We start from the raw sequence: 20,321 nt of genomic DNA, 5'->3' as shown, positions 1-20,321 counted from the left end.
GCCACTGCCAAGCCCCAAATCTGGGCTCGCCTCGCAGCCGTACAGTGCGTCGGAGGGCAGCCCGGCTGAGCGCGGCCCCCGCGACGAGCCGATGAGCGCGAACCGAACGCCCCTCCAGCATCGCGAAAGCGGGCTTCTGACTTCGGAGCCGGCCGCGCCGTCGCAAGAGGCGGTGCGCCCTCCCGTCGCGCCCTCCCGTGAGCTGCAGAGCCTTCCAAGGCATGGGCGACTCGTCCGGCAGGATGGATCCGACGGCAGCCAGACAGCACACGAAGCAACAACCTCCGTGGCGGTGCGGCGTTCTGCAGCCCCATCACTGCACGGGACGAGCGGGTATTCGGAACAGCGTCTCCTTGAGGCCCTTCCCCCAAACCTGGCAGACAAGGTGGCGGGGCTTCCTATCGCCTACAACGAGCTGGCGCAGAGCTTTCGCCGAGCGCAGGCGACTCGCACTGGCACGAAGCCGGAGAAGCGGAATATCCGGCTACACCCAGACATCGCCAGAGCCGTTAACCACCAACTGGTCCATGACAAGAAGCGGCTCGGGCTTCGGAATCTCAAGCCCAGCCACTACGTGGACGCAGCTATCACCCTCGCCCAGGGCGTCGCAGTCGAGGACCTCATCGCAGCGGCGGATGGGTTTCGCGACAGTCACCTGGGCGAGGAGGCTGGAGCTGGGTCACCGAACCACTACAGCATCAGCAAGGAGAATGACACCTGGCTTGACGACATGGTGGACGAGCTCCTGTTGGCCAACACGACGGGCTTGCACGGCCACATGATCAACGTCATCATCCAGTCCTTCCTTGAGCAGCTCAGGGTCGAGCTTCCAAGCAACGACTGACCTGCCTGCACGGGCGTCAGGGGCAGACCCTCTCGGAGGGACTGTTGGCAAATTCGGCCCGAGCTTTGCCTCGCCGCGTTACGCGGCGAGGCAAAGTGCTGCCATGAGGGTGGTGCGGGTACCGACGCGAGGTATTCCGGTGATCCAGGCGTCGATCTGCTGTAGTACCTCCACCTCCAGAAGTGACCGCAGCTTCAGCGGCGCCTCGGGTGCCCACACTGCTTTGAGCAGGTGCGTCCCGTCCATGCCGATCCGCAGACCCACCTCAGTGCGCCGGGACCAGGCTCTGGGGAAACGCGACTCTTCGATCCGGGTGGCATGGTGGCTGAACCAGTCCGGCAAGGTGTGGGCGTCAAGCCAGGCCGGTTCGGCCCGGGCCACCGCGTTCAGCGCCGGCCGCAAGGTCTCTCCCGCGAGTTCGAGCCACTTCAGCGCACATGCCGCTGACAGCATGTGCGTGGGGTCGGTTCGCCTCTACCCTCCGCTTCGACAGCACTGAGAAGTTGAAGCTGGCATCAGGCAGCTCCAACCCCAGCACGTACTTCCAATCGATGCGGGCTCGTACCGCGTCTGCGGCCTGCCGGTCGATCAGCCCCTCAATGAATTGCAGCACCACCACCAGCGCCAGTCGGCCCGGCCATCAGGCAGGCTTCCCCCGCACCGAAAACAACGAGGCGAAGTCCTGGTCCCGAAACAACACCCCCAACTCGCCCCGGACCCTGATCGCCAGACTGCCCTTGGGGAACGCAGCCTGCGCCACCCGCCACCGTCTCGGGCAGACCCTCACCAGACTCCCGCGGCTGCAACGACATCCACGCCCTCCCCATACGCCAACGTCGGCTTCCAAGATCCAGTTGTGATCTTGGAAGCCGACGCTACGGAGCCGCGGATTCGCCAGCAGCGTCTCTCAGAGGGTCCACCCCTGACCTGATTCACATATTCACATGTTGGGACACGTCCTGGCACACAAGGCAGGACACAGGGACACGCGCCCTTCTGGCGCGGCACCTTGGGGCCCCCTCGTACTGCGGTCCTCTTGTTCTGCAATCTCACCCCTCCGCGCCCGTCAAATCAGCTCACCCCTCCGACAACTGCATGCCGCGCACTGCTGGCCCAGCGCTGCCGGGCGCCACCCTGTAGTGCGCCAAACTGAGCGACCGTCGTGCACTTTGTTCCGGAGCGCCCTGCCTCTCCTGGTCCGCAAGACACAATGCAGGGGCCAGGGCTCGCATAGAAGCAGCTCCCAGCCGACGTCTCATTGGCCATCTACCTGCAGAAATGCGCGAACTTCGTGAGCCGCTGACACGTCAGAGCGCCGCGAACGACTCCGGAGCGCCTTGCTGCTAGACACGCCGAAGAAAGCAGATTCGCAGCGAAGATGCACGAGGGTCGTATGATTCGCTGCAGCGGGTTGTAGTCTCGCTCCGAGCTCGTCTCGTGTTGCCGTTCTGTATTGAGGGAGGTTCAGGTGCCACCACGCCGGTCGTCTGTACGTAGCAACGGGACCGTGTCCCAGCGCACTGTGTCCGACTGGTCTGGCGTCAGCGCAGGAACGCTCAAAAATCTGGCTCGCATCGGCCTGCTACCCGAGGCACATCAACTGCGCCCGCACGACGTCGTCCTCGCCCGCGTTGCTTCCGCCCTGGGCGCAACGAGGTCGACGAACCGTGACACGCAGCAAGGCGAGCGCACCACAACAGCCTTCCAGCGTGACTGGGATGCAGTGCGCGTCGTCATGGAACTGCTTCTCACCACGGGGGAGCCCGGTGACGAAGCCGACAGCGTGCACCCCCGAACCCGGCTGGTGGCATTCCCGGAGCATGTTGCCCTAGTCCATCAGGACTATGAGCTTCTCCAACTGAGCGAGCAGGCGCTGGCCAAGCAGTGGCCGTACCACGTTCTCCCTATCGGAGCCTGGCACGCCGAACTCCAAGCACGTCTCGCAGGCACGTTCGAAGGAGCGGCCCAGATAGCTGCCTAAAAATCGAACGGCACCCACATACCTGCCGCAAACAGAGTGGGTGCCGAACCGAAAAGGCTAAGTAGCCTCTCTCGCCGCCTTGAGGTTACCAGCCCCCAGCCGAGACGTCTCCACGCATTGGAGCCTCGGCTATACGTGTCTCGTCCGCTACGACGTGTTGAAACTGGTAGCCCATGCCGTCTTCGCCTGAGAGGAGTGGGGCTCCAAAGCGGTTCCGCCCCCTCCTTCTCTCACACGCCACTGCTGTCGGCCCTAACTCGTCCGCGACGTGCATCGGGTCGCACGCAAGGCCGCAGCCTCCTCACGCTGCCTTGGGCACCCCTCGCTCAAGCCCACAGAGAACCTTCCAGCCACTGCTAGCTCCTGGCATCCGTTCCTGCTGCCGAGCGCACCAAGATCGCGCGCAACGCGTTCTTCCTTCCGCACCATCGTCCACAGAGTTGGCGCGGGAGAGTGCCTCTAGCCACCCGTGATCCCTGGAACCGACCGTCCCAGGATCTCTGGCTGCCAAGGGGGAGAGCTACCCACATCACTACCTGAATACCTCGCGTCCGACTATCCCTGCTTGTCCAAGCGGGCCGGACGGCGATGGCGGTTTCTCTTCTTCCTCCTCGACAGGAGCAGATCATAGCTACCCGCACGAGGGCTGGCTCAGTGTTGCCTTCATCAGGTTCGAGCTATCAGCCCAATAGGTCTCAACCTCGCTCTTCTGGGGCGCAATCACCCTCCTTCTCGGCTGGCTTCAGCCGCCGGACTCTGGTGGCCCAAGCGGGTCCGGTTCCTTCTGGCTCGCCGGGCCATCCGCTCAAGCTCGGGCGCGGGATGCGTGCGCGTTTGTTCGCTGCTATCCGGGCCTTGCTGGCTGAGGAGTCGGTCGCTGGGTTGCCGGACACGGCTCGTCTGAGCTTGATCGTGCTGATGGCCAAGGGCAGCTTCGTGTCGTGCAAGACCGCGATTCGCGCTCGTGAGCTCGGTCGTTGGATCGGCATGTCGAGGTCCACGGTGGCTCATGATGTGCTGCCGGCGTTCCGCAAGTCGGATGCTGCGCGGTATCGGGTCACGGCGGCTGAGTCTGGGCAGACCACTGGTCTGGAATTCGTGGTCATGGCGGTGTGGCGGGCACGTCGCAGTGGTGACGTGTCCCATCCGCTGGCGCTGAGCAAGCGTGAGCTGGTCACGTTGCTGCGGTTGATCGAGGCGCTCTTTGCTCCGGGGTGGGGGCCTGATGGGACGTCGGCCGGGATGCTGGCTGCGCATACGGGGCCGGGTGCGGCGACCGATCGTCTTGCGCTGCTGCTCCTGGTGCTCCAGGCGCGTCCGGACGGCCGGGTGCGCCTGGTCGGTGGGACGGTTCCCAAGGGCAGAGGGCGGCCTGCAGCAACGGTGGCGCAGCTGTTGGGTTGTTCGGTCTCCGGGGGCGGCAAGGTATTGGGCCGAATCAAGAAGCTCGGTAGGGCGGAGACCCCGCGGGTGAAGACGGCCTCGCTGCTGCGTGGGAAGTCGCTGCTGGTGGTGCCGGCGGTGGCAGCCGCTCACAGCGGTGCTGATGCCAGTGCCGGGCCGCAGGAGGACCGGAGCTCTGATTGCGGTGTGGTGTGCGAGAACTGCGCGCAGTTGGTGGAGCGTGAGGAAGAGGTCGCCAAGGAGGATGCCGGCGCGGGGGAGTACCTGGGCAGCCGACAGGAAGCCGCCAGTGGGGGAGAGGACGGGGGTGTCGAGCGCCCCGGTACTGCACTCGGTGATCTTGAGGAGGACGGGCAGGTAGTTGTCCTTGGGAACACTGAGGGGGAAGGTACTGTGGCCGAGGCTCGGACCGTGGTTTCAGAGCGCCCCGCTGATGGCCCCCTTCACGCACTTCACCCTCGGACTTCTACGGTGGTTCTTAAGGGTGCGGGAAGTATTCGTTTTTCCGGCGAAGCCGCTGGGGGGTCCTGCGGTCGGCCGGATCGCGCGTGTGCGCATGAGGACGCTCCGCTCGTCTTGGAACTGGTGGTTGGCCCTGCCCGGGGTAGTGGTGACGGTGGCCCGCTGCGCGGGGAAAAGCATGCTTCCTCCTGCCTTGATGTCTTCCTGCCCGCTGCTGACGGGGTGAGGGATGCCTGTCGTGAGGGTCTGGACGCGTGGACCGAGGCGACCGGGGGGCCACCTCCGGTGTGGGCCCCGGTACCCAAGGGCTGGGAGGAGCTTCTGGCGCCGGTCGCCATGGTGTGGGGCCGCCTGGACCGCCTTGCTGCCAGGGCAACTGTGCGTACTGCCGTGCACCGGGAGATTCGGTGTTTGGACGGTCTTTTCGGGCCGGGGAGGGGCATGGTGCTGCTGGGGTCCCGGCTGCGGCGGCGGGCTGCCGAGCAGGGTCGGCGGCCTATTGCGGATCCGGTCGGGTGGCTGGTCGGCTGGGCGATCCCGCGGCGTGCGGTGTGCCCGGATGCGCGATGTGACGACGGCCGGCGGATGGACACAGGCGCGTCGTGCGAGCGGTGCGCCGAGCGTCACCGTGATCTTGTGGCGCGGCGCCGGGCGGTGGGCATGGAGCTTGCCTTGCTGCTGGGAGCGAAGGCACCGGCGGGGGAGTATCGGAGGATGTACGAGGCCCGGCTCCAGGAGGTGACGCGGCAGGCTGAGGAGGATCAGGCGGCGCGCCGGGAGAAGGCCGCGGTGGAGAGCGCGCAGCGGCAGGAGGCACTGGCTGCGCACCGGGCCGAGCAGGAGCTCCTTGAGGAGCGGGAGCAAGCACGCCCGTGTGCAGTGTGTGGGCGGGCTCGCTCGGGCGGGTTGTGCGAGATCTGTGGCCATGGCTGTGCCGCCGAGACCGCGTTCACCGAGGCGGTGGCGCTTGGTCTGGCTGCTCGGGGCCGCCTTGCTGCGGCTACGGCTTGGGTGGGGGAGGCGGAGTACACCGCCTGGCTGGAGGGCGAAATCCGTGCCTTGGTCGACCAGGAGGTCAACCAGGCGGTGGCGGAGGGTGCGACGGAGCTGACAGCCGCGGTCCTGCGCAAGTTGGCCGCGGAGCGGCAGCGATCCGTCATCCGCGAGGAGGCCTTGCGGCTTTTCGCGACCGGGGCGGAAGCACGGGGGGAGGCCGAGGGGGTGTACGCGGCGAGGATGCGCCGGTGGCATCTGCATCCGTGCGACGGGCAGCACGACTGTGATGCTTTCGTGCGCGAGGATGCCGAGCGCGTTGCGGAGCAGGCTCGGTGGCGGGTGGCGGAGAACCTGCTCGAGCAGCGGTTGGCCCTGGTGCAGGCGCAGCGGGCGGTGCCGGTGGTGGTGGAGCCGGATGCGTACGCGTTGGGTGCGGCGCGGGCTCGGGCTGCGATGTGTCCCCGGGCGGGGGTGTCGGCATGAGGCGGTACCTGCTCGGTCCGTCGCGATCCGACGGCACCTGGGCGGGCAGCGTGACCGTGCAGGGCATGGTGGCCGGGTGCGGGCCGGCGCATGAGGGGTTATTGGCGTGGCGGGGTCGGCGTCGGCTTATGGCGTGGGTGGAAGGCCTGCCGGGGCTGACGATGCGGGTGCGCCGGCTGCTGCTGGAGGGGGACGTGGAGGGCCGGTATGCGCGGCGGTCGCCGGGGGATGCGGGGTATGCGCTGACGATGGCGCTGGCGGTTGCGGTTTCGCAGCCGGGCCGGGCGTGGTCGCCGGCCTTGTTTTACGAGGCGCTGGTGCTGCGGCCGACGGCTGGCGGGGCGTGGGCGCGGTCGCTGCGGGTGCGTAAGTCCGACGGATATGTGTTGGCCAAGCTCACCGCGATGCTGGAGAGGGCACGGGCCTTCGCAGGGTCGGGGGAGCCGGTCACATGCCGGGCGGACGCGCTGGTCGAGGTCGCGAGGGTGCGGGTGGCGGTTGAGCGGCACTGCTGGTCGGGATCGCAGGGCGGGGTGGATGAGAGGAACCTCGTGGCGCGGCTCGCGCGGTGCGAGCGGGCCGGCGGGCTCGAGCACGATGTCTCGGTGCGGCAGCTCGCGGAGTTGGCGGGCTGTGCGAAGTCGACGGTGGAGGGCAGCAACATCCGGCTGGCGGCGGCGGGCTGGCTCAAGCGTGTACGGGTCGGGCCCGGGAGCGGCCGCACGTCGGTGTGGCTGCTGCAGATCCCCGCTCACCTTGCTGGCTCCGGCAGGGGCAGTAACGTGTGTGCGTCGTCGGGACACAGACACAGCTGGGAGGGAGAGGGGGGCGGAGGGTGTCCCGGCGCTGCACACTGCCGGGCCGTGGCGCGACAGCCGGGCGCTGGGGGCGGTGATGGCCCACGATGCGTTCCACCACTGGGCTCATGCCGGGAGCGGGGCGCGGCTGCTGTCCTGCCTGCACCCCCTGGACGGGAGGAGTGCACGGGAGCTTGCGGAAGCGGCTGGCCTGCACCGCACCACGGTCCAGCGGCGGATGCACCGTCTCGTGGCGGACGGTCTCGCCGAGCAGGCCGACGACCTCTACTAGCTGCCCCGCCGCCTCGTGGCCGCGACTGGCCTGGACCTGGAGGCGGAGGAGCTCCAGCGCGTGGCCGAGCAGCGGGGCACTGACGGCCTGAGCGAACGCCGCCGTCGGCGCCATGCCGAGCAGCGGGCCGCCTACCAGCAGTTCCTTGCCTGGCAGGCCGAACGTGCAGCCCGCCGTGTTTGCTGCGGGAACGCTCGATCTCGTACTGAATTTTCCGATCTCGCGTAAGCCGCTTCTCCTGCTGCCCATCGGAGCCGTCTACAGCGTCGCCTACTACGCGATCTTCCGTTTCTCGATCACCCGCTTCAACCTCCGCACACCCGGCCGGACAGTCGACGGCTCATCAAAACCCGAGAGAAGGAGCCATGCACATGACGCCTAAAACCCTTCACGTTGATGCCGTACTACGGACGAGGCGTCCTCTTCCCCGTCGTGATCACCGACCACCGGCCGCTCTGGAGCTGCGCCCTACCAGGCGCAATGCCTCACCAAGGGCCGGATGGCTGCGACCTGCTCGCTGTGCGCTGGTGCGGACCGAAAGACGATGAACCCGCAGCGCCCACCCTCCTGCTCGCAGCGGCACGCCGCGCCCCGGTGGCACCGGCGCCGGATGCCGAACTTGCCCGATTTCGCGACACCCTCCACGAACAACTGCGCCTGATAGGCCTGCCTCCCACCGCCGTACTCGGCACCTGGGCTGAGCGGCCCGGCAGGACCTGCGCCGCATCCCGCAGCGCTTGACCAACTGCCACATGAACAACCCGCACCCACTCCTGGAGAAATGCATGCACACCACGCCAGAGCCGCAGGTCGCCATCGTCACCGCGACCCGCCTGCTTCCCAACCGTCTCGAGTACCTCAAACTGCTCCACGAGAGCCTCCGCGCTCAGGAAGGGGCAAGCTGGGAATGGGCGCTCTCCCTCGACGGCGCTGACCCCGAGCGTCTGCCGCCGCAGATAGCCAACGATCCGCGCGTGAAGATCCATCCGATCCCGCGTTCCGTCGGTGCCGCGACCGCCCGCAACCTCGCCACCAACCGAGTGTCGGCGCCATATATGACCTATTGCGATGACGGTGATCTTTTGCCCCCTGGCTCGCTCGCCTTGCGCTACCACCGGGCCGTTGAAACCGGACTGGGCTGGATTGCGGGTCGGAGTGCTGACCTTTTCCCCGACGGCACGACTCGCACCTGGGAGTGCCCCACGCCTCCGGGCCGTCACCTGGCCGGCGACGTGTGGACGTACTGGTCATCACCTGAAAAGACCATTCCAATCGGGCCCACCACACTCCTGGCCCGCACCAGTCCCGTGCTCGCGGCAGGCGGCCACGGAGGCCTCATTCAGGGGAGGACTACATGATGATCATGGGGGTTACCAGCCTGAGCAGCGGCGAGCTCATTCCCGAGGTTACGTATCTCTACCGAAAGCACTCGGAGCAAATGACCCGCGGTCTGGAGTATGAAGCGCTTGAAAATCAGGCGCGGTACTTCGCATGGAATTTTGGATCGAGCCTTCGATCCACCCTGCACTCATCCAGTCATGCAAGTTCAACGATGCCATGAGCAGTTCGCGTGATCGCGAGGATTTCCCAGACTCGAAACAGGACTTTACCAACCCATGCGATGGGCTTCCCCGAAGTCCACCCGTCAGGTAGTAGTCGGCGGTCTTTCACGGCGGAACGTTCACCACTCCGCACGGGCGCGCACGATGCCGCTACACGGGCCACTGAGTTCCTCAGACGCTCTCACGTTCAGGCTTTGATCCCAAGGCCACGTCGTCATTGGCATGATGCCGCCCGGCGCTGACGTCCCCCTCCCCGGCCGTCTCATCCGCCAAGGACGCACCTCACTCATCGGTTCCCTCCGCACCCGGCCCGCCATCCCCCGCTACGCCCAGGTGCTGCAACGTTGATGAACTGAAGGTCGGTGGTGATCGCAAAGTTCCCCCGGTCCTTCCAAGAGTGATAGGTGACCGGGTTGCACCGTGATCGAGTGAGCGGCTAGCGGGTCTGCTCGATCCGGTAGAGGGCCTTGCCGTTGTGTGGACGAATGCCGAGGGCCCTGTAGAAGGCGAGCGCGGTCGGGTTGTCCTGGTCGGCCGTCCATTCCACGCGGGGGCACCCAGCTTCCGTAGCCGCCTGCCGGACGCGGTCCATCAGAGCGGTGGTGATACCTCGCCGCCGCGCGTTCTCGCGGAGCGGCCCGCCGACCTGCCCATCCCCTGACTGCCGGTCTTCCCCAGCCACCACAGTCCTCCCACCCGGGACCATCACTGCACCATCCATCACCATAGGCGCCAACCCGGCCATTGCGAGGGGACTTTGCGATGGGTGCCCAGAACCGGCACGGTTGCCCCGTGGCCTTCGTGTCGGAAAGCTGAGAATGCGCTACCCGAGCGGCACTCTGTCCAAATCTGTCCCCCGATGGCCAAGGGCTGGCACCGCCGCCTCGGCGGCCGGCCTGCGGGAGGGAGAAGCCATGACCACCCTGCCCCGCCTGGCGCCCTCACCCAGTCTGGTCGGGTGGCCTAACGCCACATATCCGCACCATTGCGCCCACTCGGGTCCATCGTCAAGAGGTCTTCGTGAAGACCCGAGAGGGGGCGATCGGTGGGACACCCGTCCTCATCCGATTCCATGACCGCCCAGCCGACATCGACCCCCGGCACGTCCGTGTCCCTGCCGCAGTCGAGCTTGCCCACCGCGGCGGATACCGCTTCGCAGGCGATGGCCCGCGCCAGCAGCACCAGGTCGTCCCGGTCTGCCCCCGCATCCAACAAACGCCGAGCTGCCGCCACCTGTTCCAAAGCCCCCGGGCTGGCCCAGTTGTCGATCGCGCCCTGCCACAAAGAGCGGAGCAGCACGAACCGTGCCAGCTGAGGGCGGTTCTCATCAATCTCAGACCGCACCCAATCCTGTGCGTCAGCCGCGCCCAGGGCCTCGAACTGCGTCCGGAGCGAGTCCGCCGCGGCTTGCTTCGACGGTGTCAGTCCGGACAACCACGACTGCCACGTCGCCTCGACATCATTCATCGCACCAGGATGCCCCCGGACGCCACAGCGAGGTGAACAATTCACGAGAATGCCGATCCTCATCACCGTCGGGCGTGTGAGCGCGGCCGGTACACCCGCACGGCCTTCATTCTCTTCCTCCCCGGTCTCCGCTCTCCACCTTCGCCGCCCGCGCATGGAGCCAGCGCCCAGAGATGATCGGCATCGCCGAAACCCTGCTCTGCTCCCGCCGGCCTCCCCACCGCCGTCGTCTCGACCCGAGGGGAAGCGACAAGGACCGCCACGACTGGCCCCTGGACCAGGCCATCGACCACGTGCGCACCCACCCCACCTCCTGAAACCCCTCCCATTGCCACTGCGCTGCAGGGCTGGCAAAAGCAGGCGCAGCCTGATCAAAATCCTGCCACCCGGCACGCTCGCGCCGGAAAGCTGAGCGGCCTGGAAAGATCACTTCATGTTGCCAACCATGGAGATCACCGCCGAGGCGGCCGTGCCCCTCCCGGTGAACCGTTCCGCCACCACCCTCCGATGAGAGATTCCCGCGTCATGCAGCAGCTGGCTGTGAGCAGCCGGCGGCCTGCGAAGAGCCGTGTGCGTCATGGCAGCCCTTCCTGCGCCAGCCGGCACGGACCCCGGCCAGAATCCACCGCACGACCGCCGACGCCATTCTCGGCGCGATTGAGGTCGGCGGCTGCGAGATGCTCGGGATCGAATGGGACCAGGGCGATCACTCGATCAGGCACCACGGTGAGCGGGACGCCGGCCAGGTCTACCCGGTCACCCTCGAAGCCGACGAGGCAGGAGAGATGGTGATGCGATGGAGCATCCCGTCCTACGCCGTCGACGGCCAAGACGTCTGCGACAGGTAGCCGTGGCAGGATGTGCGGATGGTGACATCCCGCGCCCGTGCCCGTGTGCGGGAGATCAGCGACACAGAGCTGGCTGCCTTCCTGGCACACGAGGCTCTCCTAGCGATACGTGTTCTGGCCCGCCGCGCCAAGATGTCCCCGGAGGAGAATTCGCACGCCGAGATCATCGACCAGATCAACGAACTGGCCGACTTCTGCCGCGACATGCAGGCCGCGGACACCCCGCATCCCAGACGACCCCCTGGTGGTACCGCCCCCAGCAGGCGGGAACAGGCGATGCACAACCGGCCGATGATCTACCCGTGGAACGCCGCCAATGAAGAGCGGCGGGCGTGGAACCTACGCCGCATCGACGAGGCCGGGTACCAGTGGACACCACCACCTGCGCTTGCGACCCCTCTCAAGGACGTGCCGCCCTGAGCATGCGCCAGCGCCTGAGTCTGCTGACCGGCTGGCCAGGGCCGTTCTTGAGCTCACTCGGGAGCGGTTGACGAGATCCCGTCCGGTCACTCCGATCGGGCGGGATCTTCTCGTTTCTGGGGTGTTCGGGAGGTCTGGGTGCTGGCAGAGGCTGAGTCCAGGCGTCGTCGGATCCGGGCCTGCTGTCGTTTTGGCGGACGAAGGCATGCCGATGCCGTCGGCCGTGGTCGGCGGCCGACGGGTGCGCGTGTGTGGTTCGCGGGTCAGGACGATGCCGAAGGCGGCGGTCTGCTTCCGGAACCATGGATGCGCGAGCGGTGGGCTTCGTCGAGGCTGAGGTCGACGGGTGCCAGGGCCTCGAAGTCGTTTTCGGTGAGGACGTCTCCGGTGCGTTGGCTGAGCCACGTCTCAAGGGTCGTCAGGTTCGCGACGGTGAGCATGAGGGCGACCAGGAGAGTCTGGGCGACTCCTTGTTCCAGCGTGTGGTGCCGGAGGCGCCGACGCGGCCACAGGGTGGTGGGGCGGCGTCGGCACGGCGACCGGGAAATGCTGGCCGCAATCGTGTTCGTGGCCACGTCGGGCTGCACCCTGGCAGCAGCTGCCGTCCGCATCGTTCGGCCCCTCGGGGGCGATGGCCCGCCGTCGGTTCAGCGAATGGAGCAAAGCACGCGTGTGGGCTAAGCTCCACCGCCTGGTTCTCGATGAACTCGGCGCCCGTGTCGAGCTGGACTGGACGCGCTGCGCCACCGACTCTGTGAACATGCGGGCCCTGAAAAGGGGGACCTAACAGGCCCGAATCCTGTAGATCGGGGCAAGTACGGCTCGAAGATCCACCTGATCACGGACCGGACCGGCCTGCCTCTGTCCGTGGGCATCTCAGCGGCCAACACCCACGACCGTCAGGCACTGGTGCCGCTGGTGACCGGCATCCCGCCCATCTGCTCCCGCCGAGGACCCCGCCGACGCAAACCTGCCAAACTCCACGGAGACAAAGGCTACGACTACAACCACCTGCGGCAATGGTTACGAGCCTGCGGCATCACGCCCAAGATCGCCTGCAAAGGTGTCGACTCCAGCGAGCGACTGGGCCGCCACCGCTGGACCATCGGACGCACTATGGTCTGGCTCGCCGGCTGCCGACGCCTGCATCGCCGCTACGAACGCACAGCCAGCCATTTCCTGGCCTTCACCAGCATCGCCTGCACCCTCATCTGCTATCGCCGCCTCGCCAAATGAGATGACTTGTTAGCCGTCCAATGAACCAACGCGCACCACACCAGGCGGTTTCGAAAGTCGCCCCCTCTCACACTCCCGGTACGGTCCATCCCTCTCGTCGGTTGTGATCAGGTGGCTCTGCCTGCGTGGGCGCTTCCGGTGGTAGCGGGCACGGCGTCTGCCCAGTGCACGGTGACGTTCACCGTCAGGCCGGGGGTGTGCGGGTCGAGGACAGGCACACCGGGCGAGGACTGGTGCATCTCGAGTGCCTCGTGGACAGCGGACTCGGCTACCGCGGTGCCGGCGCACAACAGCATCGCCGCCTCCGGACCGTGCTCAGTGACGTGATCCAGGGCGCGGAAGGTCCGTAAGGGAAACGCAATGACGCCCTGGTCGCGGAAGACCGGACTGCGACGCGGGTCGTATCGCCGGGGCGCGGAGGGGTTCGCCCGGTCGCGGCAGCCCACGTGCAGATACGCCCGCTGCTCAGCAAAGGCGAGCCGGTCGAGGGAGAAGAAAGTTTCAGGATGCAGCCAGGCGCCGGCCAGATGCCAGACGTCGATCAGTTCGAGCCAAAGAGGGTGCCACATGTTGAACGGCGCGTCGTTCAGCGGTGGCAGTCCAGTGAGCCGCGCCCCAGCGGGCAAAGGGCGGCCGGAGGCCGTCCCGCGCCACAGGGGCGCGGCGGGGTACTGATCGAAGGCGACGTCGACGCCCGTGATGAACTGGTCGAGCGGTGCCCTGTCCCATGAGAAGTCGTGAAGCCACTGCCCCACAAGGGCCGCGCCGGCGGTTGCCCACGGAGTGCCGCAGGCATCCGGCGCGAGCCCCCAGCCAGTGGAACCGGTCTTCATCACCGCGGTTCGCCTCCGAGGTCGTTCACATGGTGCGCGGCGACCAAGGCACGGAGCGGGTTAGGCACTATGCCGATGGCGCTGCTCTGACGTACGGATGGGCTGGGTCATTGGTATGGGCAAGCGGCTCCCACATCTCGTCACGGACGATGATCACCGTCGGTGCGCTAGGCGGTTGGTTCACAGGATTCCATACCTTTCTTCCTGGGTTGATCGCGGTCGTTCGTAACCGATAGAGCCTACGAAAGGCAGGCCGTATGCCATGAGGAACGAGCCGGTGCAGGAGTGAGTGCATGTAGTGGTGCACCATCTAACGCAAGATAGTTTGAGAGTTTGTGATTCTCGCAAAGGTGCAGCTCACAGCCTCATGATGGACACGGTCCCATGCGCGGGCCTCGGCCTTGCCGTAGCGGGGCGTGTCGTTGAAGGTCACCACCTGTGGCTCCGGCCAGGTCGCCGGCTTCGCCAGGCGGAACTACGGTCCGTGCTTGGGCGGCCGGCTGCCCCTCGGGCCATAGACGCGCGGCGGCTTTGGCAGCCGCAGAACGCGATCCGAACGAAGGCGCCCGACCAGCTCGACGGGCAGGTCGCGCAGCACCCAGGCGAGGCGCATCACGTCATAGCCCGCGTCCATCACGACCAGGATGTCCCGGTCGTCACGCTGCCACTGGCCAGCCGCGATCAGCCGCTCGACCACAGCCCGCAGCTGGTCGGCGGTGACGGCCGCGGCGTCTTCGGTGGGCCCCAGCCGGACCGCGTCCAGGACCTGCGTCCACGAGGTGCGGTCCGAGGTGAGCGCGGCGACGAACGAGTACGGTCAGCCCGGCACTACGTGGTCCGATGAGCGGCCGTTGCGGCCGTGGACCAGGCAGAACAGCCGATCCGGCGAGCAGGCGGCGTCCGAGCGCAGTCATGGGGAGACGTCCACCGTGAGCACAATCCGCCCGTCGAACCGCGGCAGAGGCCGCGATATCAGCAGGTCACGCGAGGCATCAGTGTCGAGACGGCCATGGTTCAAGGCCCGTACAGCGAGCCATAGCCGCGCTGATGCTCGGCGAGCAGCGACAACTCCACCGGCGTCCGAGTCGGACCCTCTGCGCACAGCAGCGCGTCGGCCAGTTCGAAAAACGCATCCGCCCGCGCGGACAGACATTCGTGGACGGCCGTCCGAAAGCGTGACAGCTCCGCGAACGCCTCCCGTTCGCCAGCACGCACCAGCACACTCATCCCACGGCCTTCCTTGTGAACTCCTGCATCTCGTCGCAGAGTTCAGGATCACGAGGAAGGCCGCCTTCATACCCTGTGATCACTCCAAAGAGTGACCGCGCGGCCGGGCCCGACGATAAGGAACAAGCTGATTGCGCCAGCCCCGCGGCCGGGCCAGGAACACATCATACTTGCGTGCCGCCCGCTCCCCTCCCGCAAGCCCGGCCCGCTCCCCCCCGGCGTCAGATCACGGCGGATCGCCCGGTGCAGCGTCGTCAACGACGGTGCGTCAGCAGTCGGGGACTGCTGAGCGGCACGGAGGACCAGCTCGCGATGAACCGCCCGCACGTCGTTCGTCGTCGAGTTGTGTGGTGAGGGAGACCAGCCGGTCGCGTTCGCCTCGGTGTTCCTCGGCGGTTTCTTCGAGCGTCTTCAGGAGCAGTGCGGCCTGGGCAAGGGCATCCCGGCCTTCTCCTTGCCTCTCTGCCGCGATGATCGCTCCGGTCAGTTCCTCTTCCCTGGCCGCAGCCTGCTCGGCACGCCGGTCGAGGAGATCGCGCCGTGTGGTGAGGTTGGTGGCGGCGTCACTCGAGCGTGTCGAGGACGGTGTCGGCGTCGGTCACCTGGCGCGCTGCCAGGCTCTGACAAGCGCTGGTGGCTGCCGCCGCGGTGTCCCTCCCTTGCGAGATCTCTTCCTGCAGCGCCGTTATGCGGACGACGGCGGTGTTCAGGCGTTCGGCCTGGGCTGTGGCTGTGGCTGAGTCGGCGGCCGCACCGGCTGCGGCGGCCGTCTCCCGCGGGTTGTCCGGCATGGGGGCCCGTTTGGCTTTCGCATCGCCCAGGAGTTGCTGGAGCGCGCGGCCGTGGCGGGCGGCCAGGTTCCGCACTGCTTCCAGTGATTCTGCACCGAACAGTTCACGGAGCCGTTCGCTGCGCTCCTTGGGAGCGGCGGTGAGGAGTTGGTCGAACTTGCCCTGCGGGAGCAGCCCGACCCTCAGGAAGGACCTCATAGCTCATCTGCAGTACAGTCTTGATGCGGTTGTCGACGGCCGTGGCGCCGTCGGTCTCCTCACCGGCCCAGTTTTCAGGTGGTGCCGGCCCGCGTTCGGGTTGGTGGCGTGCATGGTGCGGTGGACACGCCAGTTCTGCCCGTCGTGTACAAAGGTGAGTTCGACGCTCATGGCCTGTGCGCCGTCGGCGATGAGTTGCTGTGGTCTGTACGTGACATCCGCCGTGAGGGCTCGCATGTGGTCTGGACAGGCTGGGAGAACACGGGCAACGGCGGCGGGACCCTTCCCGACTTCCGTTTCGACGGCGCTCAGTACGACGGGGAACAGGCCCGAGCGGCGGCAGCCTGGGGCTGGGCTCGGGGTCCTGAGCCCAGCCGACGCGCGGTCACAGTGGAAACGGGGCGTCGGGGTGCCAGTACGGAAGGTGCCCCGTTGGAGTTGCACACGGTCCGCCAGATCAGCGTCGTCCACCCCACCTGGCGCGCCCGCGCTGTCGGCATCTGCCGGTTCTGGCGCGACGGTGGCTTCGCCGTCGGAGCCGTCCTCGCCGGAGTCCTCGCCGGCGCCTGGAGGATCGCCCCCTAACGCGACCTCAGGCCTGACCGTCGCCCTGCGGATGTACGAGACCCATCCCTGGGCGGGACGGGCCCGTTGGATCGTCTCAGGACCCCATCAAGACGCTTGATCCGAGGGTCGTGCCTTGCTTTCCGGCGTTGAGGGTGCCTGTGGTCAAGCCGTTGCAGCCGGGGAGGGGGAAGGCCACGGCCTTCCGGGTAGTGTCGTTGTAGATTTCGAGCTCCCGCGGTAGTCCGGGAAGATTGATGCAGCCTTTGGGGTTGGGGTACTTGACCCCGTTGATGACGAGTTCATCATGGACCACTGCCTGGGCCGAAGTGGGAACGACCACCGAGATCAGAGTGGCCGCAGCGAGGGCACCCAACAGGGTGGACAAGCGTCGCTTCATTACCGCGCTCCTCTTATGTGGAGGTGTGATCTTCTTTCCCACCGTCGCCTGCTGGCACCCGGTCGTACGGGGGCGCTCATGGGTGAGCTGTGATATTCAATGACCGCTGAGCGCCACGTTGGCTCGTTCGAGCTCCTGACACACGTTTCCCTTGGTGAGCGGTCCATGGCATCGCAGGGCCGCCTGAAGCGGACATTGCGGACGGGTGGGCGGACGCTGTCATTCGCGACGCCGAACCCGGAACAGAGTTCATTCGATCGGGTGAATGTCATCCTATTACCCCAGTCTTCCCGTTGTTCATCAGTATGGTTATCTGTGCCGTATAGTTCTGGCCGACCGCTGCCGGTTCGAGGGAAGAACCGCGGTCGGCTGTCAGCGGCACTGGGGGACCGATGGATGTTCTGCTGGGTACATCCGGCGTTCCTGGGCAACCTTCGCCGTCGCTCGCCCGTATGCCCTGCATCGTGCGGTCGGCCCTGGCCGGGCTGAGGGGTGACGCGTGGCAATTGAAAATTGATGAGTTCTGGGCCGTCGCGTATCCGCCTGCGCATACTCCTCGTCAGCAGGGCTGGAAGATTCACGTCAGCGCCGCGCGGGAAGCCGCTCCGGCAGTGCTGGCGCGTGTGGCCCGGGTCGCCGCCGAGGAGAAATGCGCGTTCAAGTTCCCCCGCGACTGCGATCACGTACGACTGATCAACTCCCGTGACCTCGACCGTGGCTCCGTGGGAAAGTTCATCACGCTCTATCCCCGCGACGACGACCACTTCGTCACGGTAGCCAAGGAAGCCCACGCGGCCACTGCCGGGCTTCCCGGGCCGTTGGTCCTCTCCGACCGCGCCTACTGCGCTGGAAGCCTGGTTCACTACAGATACGGTGGATTCACCGGCGGAGGAGCGGAGCTGAGTCTGGACGGGGTCTGGCGCCGGATGGTGACAGGCCCCAACGGCGAGCGGTCAGAGGACCGCCGGACGGTGCGTGCCGCGCCTCCCGCCTGGGCCGCCGATCCGTTCGGAGGGCAGAAGGTGACCGCGTCGGCCAGGCAGCCGGGAAAGGTGGGCGTGCTGCTTGGCGGGCGCTATGTGCTCCGCCGCGCGCTGCGGCACGCCGCTAAAGGCGGCGTGTTCGTGGGGACGGATACCGCCACAGGCAACGACGTTGTGGTCAAACAGGCCCGCGCGCACATCGAGGTGGACAGCTCGGGGCGGGAGGCGTGCGCCGCGCTGCGGCACGAGGCCACGATGATGGCACTGCTGGCTCCGGCAGGGTTGACTCCACGGCCATTGTCCCTCATCGAGCGGGAGAGGCAGCTGTTCCTGGTCCAGGAGCGCGTGCCCGGTCGCACCCTGGACGCCTGGGTCTCGGCGCGGCTGGACAGCGAGGAAGGGCCGGGCGTGCCGTGGCCGCAGGCCGCTGTGATGGCCCGGGCACTGATCGGTCTGGTGCGACAAGCACATGCTCTGGGGGTGGCCGTGGGGGATCTCGCGCCGGGGAATGTGCTGGTGCGTCCCGACGACACGCTGCGGCTGATCGACCTGGAGCAGGCCGCCCGCGCCAGGGAGGCGGTGGGTGGTGCGGGGACGCCCGGCTATCAGGCCCCCGAGCGGACGGCGGCCAGCCTGCCCGGTGCCGTCAGGGCCGCGGCCCTGTGCGGTGACCTCTTCTCCCTGGGCGGGCTGCTGTTTCTGCTCAGTACCGGTCATCACCCGCCGGGCGGCGAAGCCATGGAGGACCGGATACCCACCGCCGTGTCCGCGACCCGGCCGGCTCCGGACGGGGACGAGGCGGTACCGGAACGGCTCGGCCCATGGCTGGCGTCAACCGCCCGGTACGGGCATACAGCCCGGGAACTGGCCCCACTGGTACTGGGCCTGCGCCGCGCCCAGCCCGGGCTGCGGTGCTCGCTGGCCCGGGCACACGCCGCGGTGGAGGCTGCTGCGAAGACCGGCAATGATAGGCCGCCCGCCCGGAGCAGAACAAGCTGCAGGCCTGGGCTCTTCACCGCTATCGACCAGATCCTCGCCGACGGAATATTCCATCTCGCCGCCACTGCCACCCCGGACCACCCCTACCGGCTGTGGCCCACCACCCCCGGCGGGGAGACCACCGACCCCTGCAACGTCCAGCACGGCGCGGCTGGCGTCCTGGCCCTGCTCGCACGGGCTGCCGCCACGCCCACTCTTCCCGGAGATGTACGAGCCACCGCCCGGGACACTACCCGCCTCGCTGCTGCCTGGATCACACGCCACCCGGTCACGGACGACACCGCCCTGCCCGGCCTGTACTTCGGCCGTTCAGGCACCGCCTGGGCCCTACTCGATGCCGCCGATCTGCTGACCGACCCTACCCTGCTAGCCGACGCCGAGGAACTCGCCGTCCGCGTGCCCCTCCGCTGGCCCAACCCCGACATCGCCCATGGAGCTGCCGGCGCCGGCATGCTGAGCCTGCGCATGGCCGCGGTCCGATCCACGTACCTCGAGCGCGCCGACCATTGCGCCCGCGAGCTACTGGCCCGCATGCACCCCACCCCGCACGGTCCGGTGTGGACGGTGCCCCACGACTTCAGCTCCGCCTTCGCCGGCCAGACCCACCTCGGCTACGCACATGGAGCGGCAGGCATCGGCGCCTTCCTGCTTGCCGTCGCCGACGCCACTGGCACACCGGCATACCGGAAAGCGGCCCTGCGCGCGGGCCACACACTCGCCACGACCGCCCGCACCGCACAGGATGGGCCGCGCCACGCCGCATGGTGGCCCCGAAGTGCGGACGACGCCGCGCACATCCGGCTCTCCCACTGGTGCTCCGGCTCCGCCGGAGCCGGTACGTTCCTGCTGCGCCTGTGGCAAGCCACCGCGACACCATGGGCACTGGACCTGGCATCGGCCGCCGGGCAAGCAGTCCTGCGAGAACGCTGGCACGCCACAACTGCCTTCTGCCACGGTCTCGCCGGCAGCGGCGAACTCCTCCTCGACCTTGCGACAGCCACCGGCTCGCAGTACTGGAACACCGCCGCACGGGCACTGGCTGACCAGCTCACCACCCGCTGCACCACCCGCCAAGGCCGCCTCGTCCCCCTCGATGAGACCGGCCGTGGATGCGGCACTGGCTACGGCGCCGGCATTGCGGGCGTCCTTGCCTTCCTGCTGCGATTGCGCCACGGCGGCCTACGCCTGTGGGAACCGCCCACACTTGGCGACCGCGCCCCCCAGACCTGCGGCACTGCAACAACCCAGCCGCGGCGAAACACCATCACACCACCCAGCAAGGAGGAACCCTGATGGGCCACCACGAATCCTCCAGCGAGGACCTGCGGGATCTGGACGACCTGCCCGAGGAGGACGAAATCGACGGACCCCGCCCCTACAACGTCTGCCTGATCACACTGAACAACAACTGACTTTTCGGGATTAGTGTCGGCTGGTTGGTGATCACGAGTCCGGCGCCGGTGAGGCATCCGTCGGTGAGGTGGCTGCGGTACTGGATCGTGCGGAGTCCGTGTCGGCACGTGCGGATGAGGTG

The 20,321-nt window shown here is 67.4% G+C and carries 15 protein-coding genes and 3 pseudogenes; 11 read left to right on the top strand and 7 right to left on the bottom strand.

Annotated features, from left to right (window positions below):
- Positions 1-286 precede the first annotated feature (286 nt).
- Entirely contained in the window at positions 287-844 is a 558-nt protein-coding gene (locus tag ACFPP6_RS29955) for a hypothetical protein (protein ID WP_382049004.1), read from the top strand.
- A 141-nt stretch (positions 845-985) separates the two neighbouring features.
- Here the strand turns inward: ACFPP6_RS29955 and ACFPP6_RS29950 are convergent.
- A pseudogene (locus ACFPP6_RS29950) lies at positions 986-1,656 on the bottom strand (transposase); the annotation flags it as partial.
- 695 nt (positions 1,657-2,351) lie between these two features.
- Here ACFPP6_RS29950 and ACFPP6_RS29945 point away from each other — a divergent pair.
- The 4 genes from ACFPP6_RS29945 to ACFPP6_RS29930 all read left to right on the top strand — a co-directional run bounded on the left by ACFPP6_RS29945 (position 2,352) and on the right by ACFPP6_RS29930 (position 8,617).
- Positions 2,352-2,825: a hypothetical protein gene (locus ACFPP6_RS29945; RefSeq protein ID WP_382049001.1), complete on the top strand. Its 474-nt coding sequence runs from the start codon at positions 2,352-2,354 to the stop codon at positions 2,823-2,825.
- An 855-nt stretch (positions 2,826-3,680) separates the two neighbouring features.
- Positions 3,681-6,170 carry a hypothetical protein gene (locus ACFPP6_RS29940; RefSeq protein WP_382048998.1) on the top strand — a complete coding sequence of 830 codons (2,490 nt, stop codon included), beginning with the start codon at positions 3,681-3,683 and terminating at the stop codon, positions 6,168-6,170.
- 894 nt (positions 6,171-7,064) lie between these two features.
- Complete coding sequence (locus ACFPP6_RS29935; RefSeq protein WP_382048995.1) at positions 7,065-7,259, top strand: helix-turn-helix domain-containing protein; 195 nt, start codon at positions 7,065-7,067, stop codon at positions 7,257-7,259.
- 752 nt (positions 7,260-8,011) lie between these two features.
- Positions 8,012-8,617: a glycosyltransferase family 2 protein gene (locus tag ACFPP6_RS29930; RefSeq protein ID WP_382048992.1), complete on the top strand. Its 606-nt coding sequence runs from the start codon at positions 8,012-8,014 to the stop codon at positions 8,615-8,617.
- 640 nt (positions 8,618-9,257) lie between these two features.
- On the opposite strand, the gene ACFPP6_RS29925 is transcribed toward ACFPP6_RS29930, so the two are convergent.
- Complete coding sequence (locus ACFPP6_RS29925) at positions 9,258-9,527, bottom strand: GNAT family N-acetyltransferase (RefSeq protein WP_382049355.1); 270 nt, start codon at positions 9,525-9,527, stop codon at positions 9,258-9,260.
- A 257-nt stretch (positions 9,528-9,784) separates the two neighbouring features.
- Complete coding sequence (locus ACFPP6_RS29920) at positions 9,785-10,288, bottom strand: hypothetical protein (protein ID WP_382048989.1); 504 nt, start codon at positions 10,286-10,288, stop codon at positions 9,785-9,787.
- Positions 10,289-10,461: 173 nt separating this feature from the next.
- Between ACFPP6_RS29920 and ACFPP6_RS29915 the strand changes: the two genes are divergently transcribed.
- From ACFPP6_RS29915 to ACFPP6_RS29900, 4 genes and pseudogenes are all read left to right on the top strand, one after another.
- Positions 10,462-10,605 carry a hypothetical protein gene (locus ACFPP6_RS29915; RefSeq protein WP_382048986.1) on the top strand — a complete coding sequence of 48 codons (144 nt, stop codon included), beginning with the start codon at positions 10,462-10,464 and terminating at the stop codon, positions 10,603-10,605.
- Positions 10,606-10,965: 360 nt separating this feature from the next.
- A complete protein-coding gene (locus ACFPP6_RS29910) occupies positions 10,966-11,136 on the top strand; it encodes a hypothetical protein (RefSeq protein WP_382048983.1) in 171 nt (56 codons plus the stop codon).
- An 18-nt stretch (positions 11,137-11,154) separates the two neighbouring features.
- A complete protein-coding gene (locus ACFPP6_RS29905) occupies positions 11,155-11,556 on the top strand; it encodes a hypothetical protein (protein ID WP_382048980.1) in 402 nt (133 codons plus the stop codon).
- Between the two features lie 458 nt (positions 11,557-12,014).
- Positions 12,015-12,792, top strand: a pseudogene (locus ACFPP6_RS29900) (IS5 family transposase).
- Positions 12,793-12,899: 107 nt separating this feature from the next.
- Here ACFPP6_RS29900 and ACFPP6_RS29895 read toward each other — a convergent pair.
- The 3 genes and pseudogenes from ACFPP6_RS29895 to ACFPP6_RS29885 all read right to left on the bottom strand — a co-directional run bounded on the left by ACFPP6_RS29895 (position 12,900) and on the right by ACFPP6_RS29885 (position 15,841).
- Positions 12,900-13,625, bottom strand: coding sequence for a hypothetical protein (locus ACFPP6_RS29895; protein WP_382048978.1), 726 nt, complete (start codon positions 13,623-13,625; stop codon positions 12,900-12,902).
- A 370-nt stretch (positions 13,626-13,995) separates the two neighbouring features.
- Positions 13,996-14,852: pseudogene (locus tag ACFPP6_RS29890) on the bottom strand (transposase); the annotation flags it as partial.
- 563 nt (positions 14,853-15,415) lie between these two features.
- The gene (locus ACFPP6_RS29885; protein WP_382048975.1) at positions 15,416-15,841 is read right to left on the bottom strand and encodes a hypothetical protein; all 426 of its coding nucleotides are present in this window, start codon (positions 15,839-15,841) and stop codon (positions 15,416-15,418) included.
- 432 nt (positions 15,842-16,273) lie between these two features.
- On the opposite strand from ACFPP6_RS29885, the gene ACFPP6_RS29880 reads away from it, so the two are divergent.
- The gene (locus ACFPP6_RS29880) at positions 16,274-16,426 is read left to right on the top strand and encodes a hypothetical protein (RefSeq protein WP_382048972.1); all 153 of its coding nucleotides are present in this window, start codon (positions 16,274-16,276) and stop codon (positions 16,424-16,426) included.
- A 76-nt stretch (positions 16,427-16,502) separates the two neighbouring features.
- On the opposite strand, the gene ACFPP6_RS29875 is transcribed toward ACFPP6_RS29880, so the two are convergent.
- Positions 16,503-16,805: a hypothetical protein gene (locus ACFPP6_RS29875; protein WP_382048970.1), complete on the bottom strand. Its 303-nt coding sequence runs from the start codon at positions 16,803-16,805 to the stop codon at positions 16,503-16,505.
- 392 nt (positions 16,806-17,197) lie between these two features.
- Here ACFPP6_RS29875 and lanL point away from each other — a divergent pair, with 392 nt between their 5' ends.
- Positions 17,198-20,080: a class IV lanthionine synthetase LanL gene (gene lanL, locus ACFPP6_RS29870; protein ID WP_382048967.1), complete on the top strand. Its 2,883-nt coding sequence runs from the start codon at positions 17,198-17,200 to the stop codon at positions 20,078-20,080.
- Positions 20,081-20,321: the final 241 nt, after the last annotated feature.

The sequence above is a fragment of the Streptomyces aureoversilis genome, assembly GCF_042657885.1.
GTDB classification, from domain to species: Bacteria; Actinomycetota; Actinomycetes; order Streptomycetales; family Streptomycetaceae; genus Streptomyces; species Streptomyces aureoversilis.
Note: the sequence above shows the minus strand (reverse complement) of the source record. Positions and strands in the feature narration are given on the sequence as shown.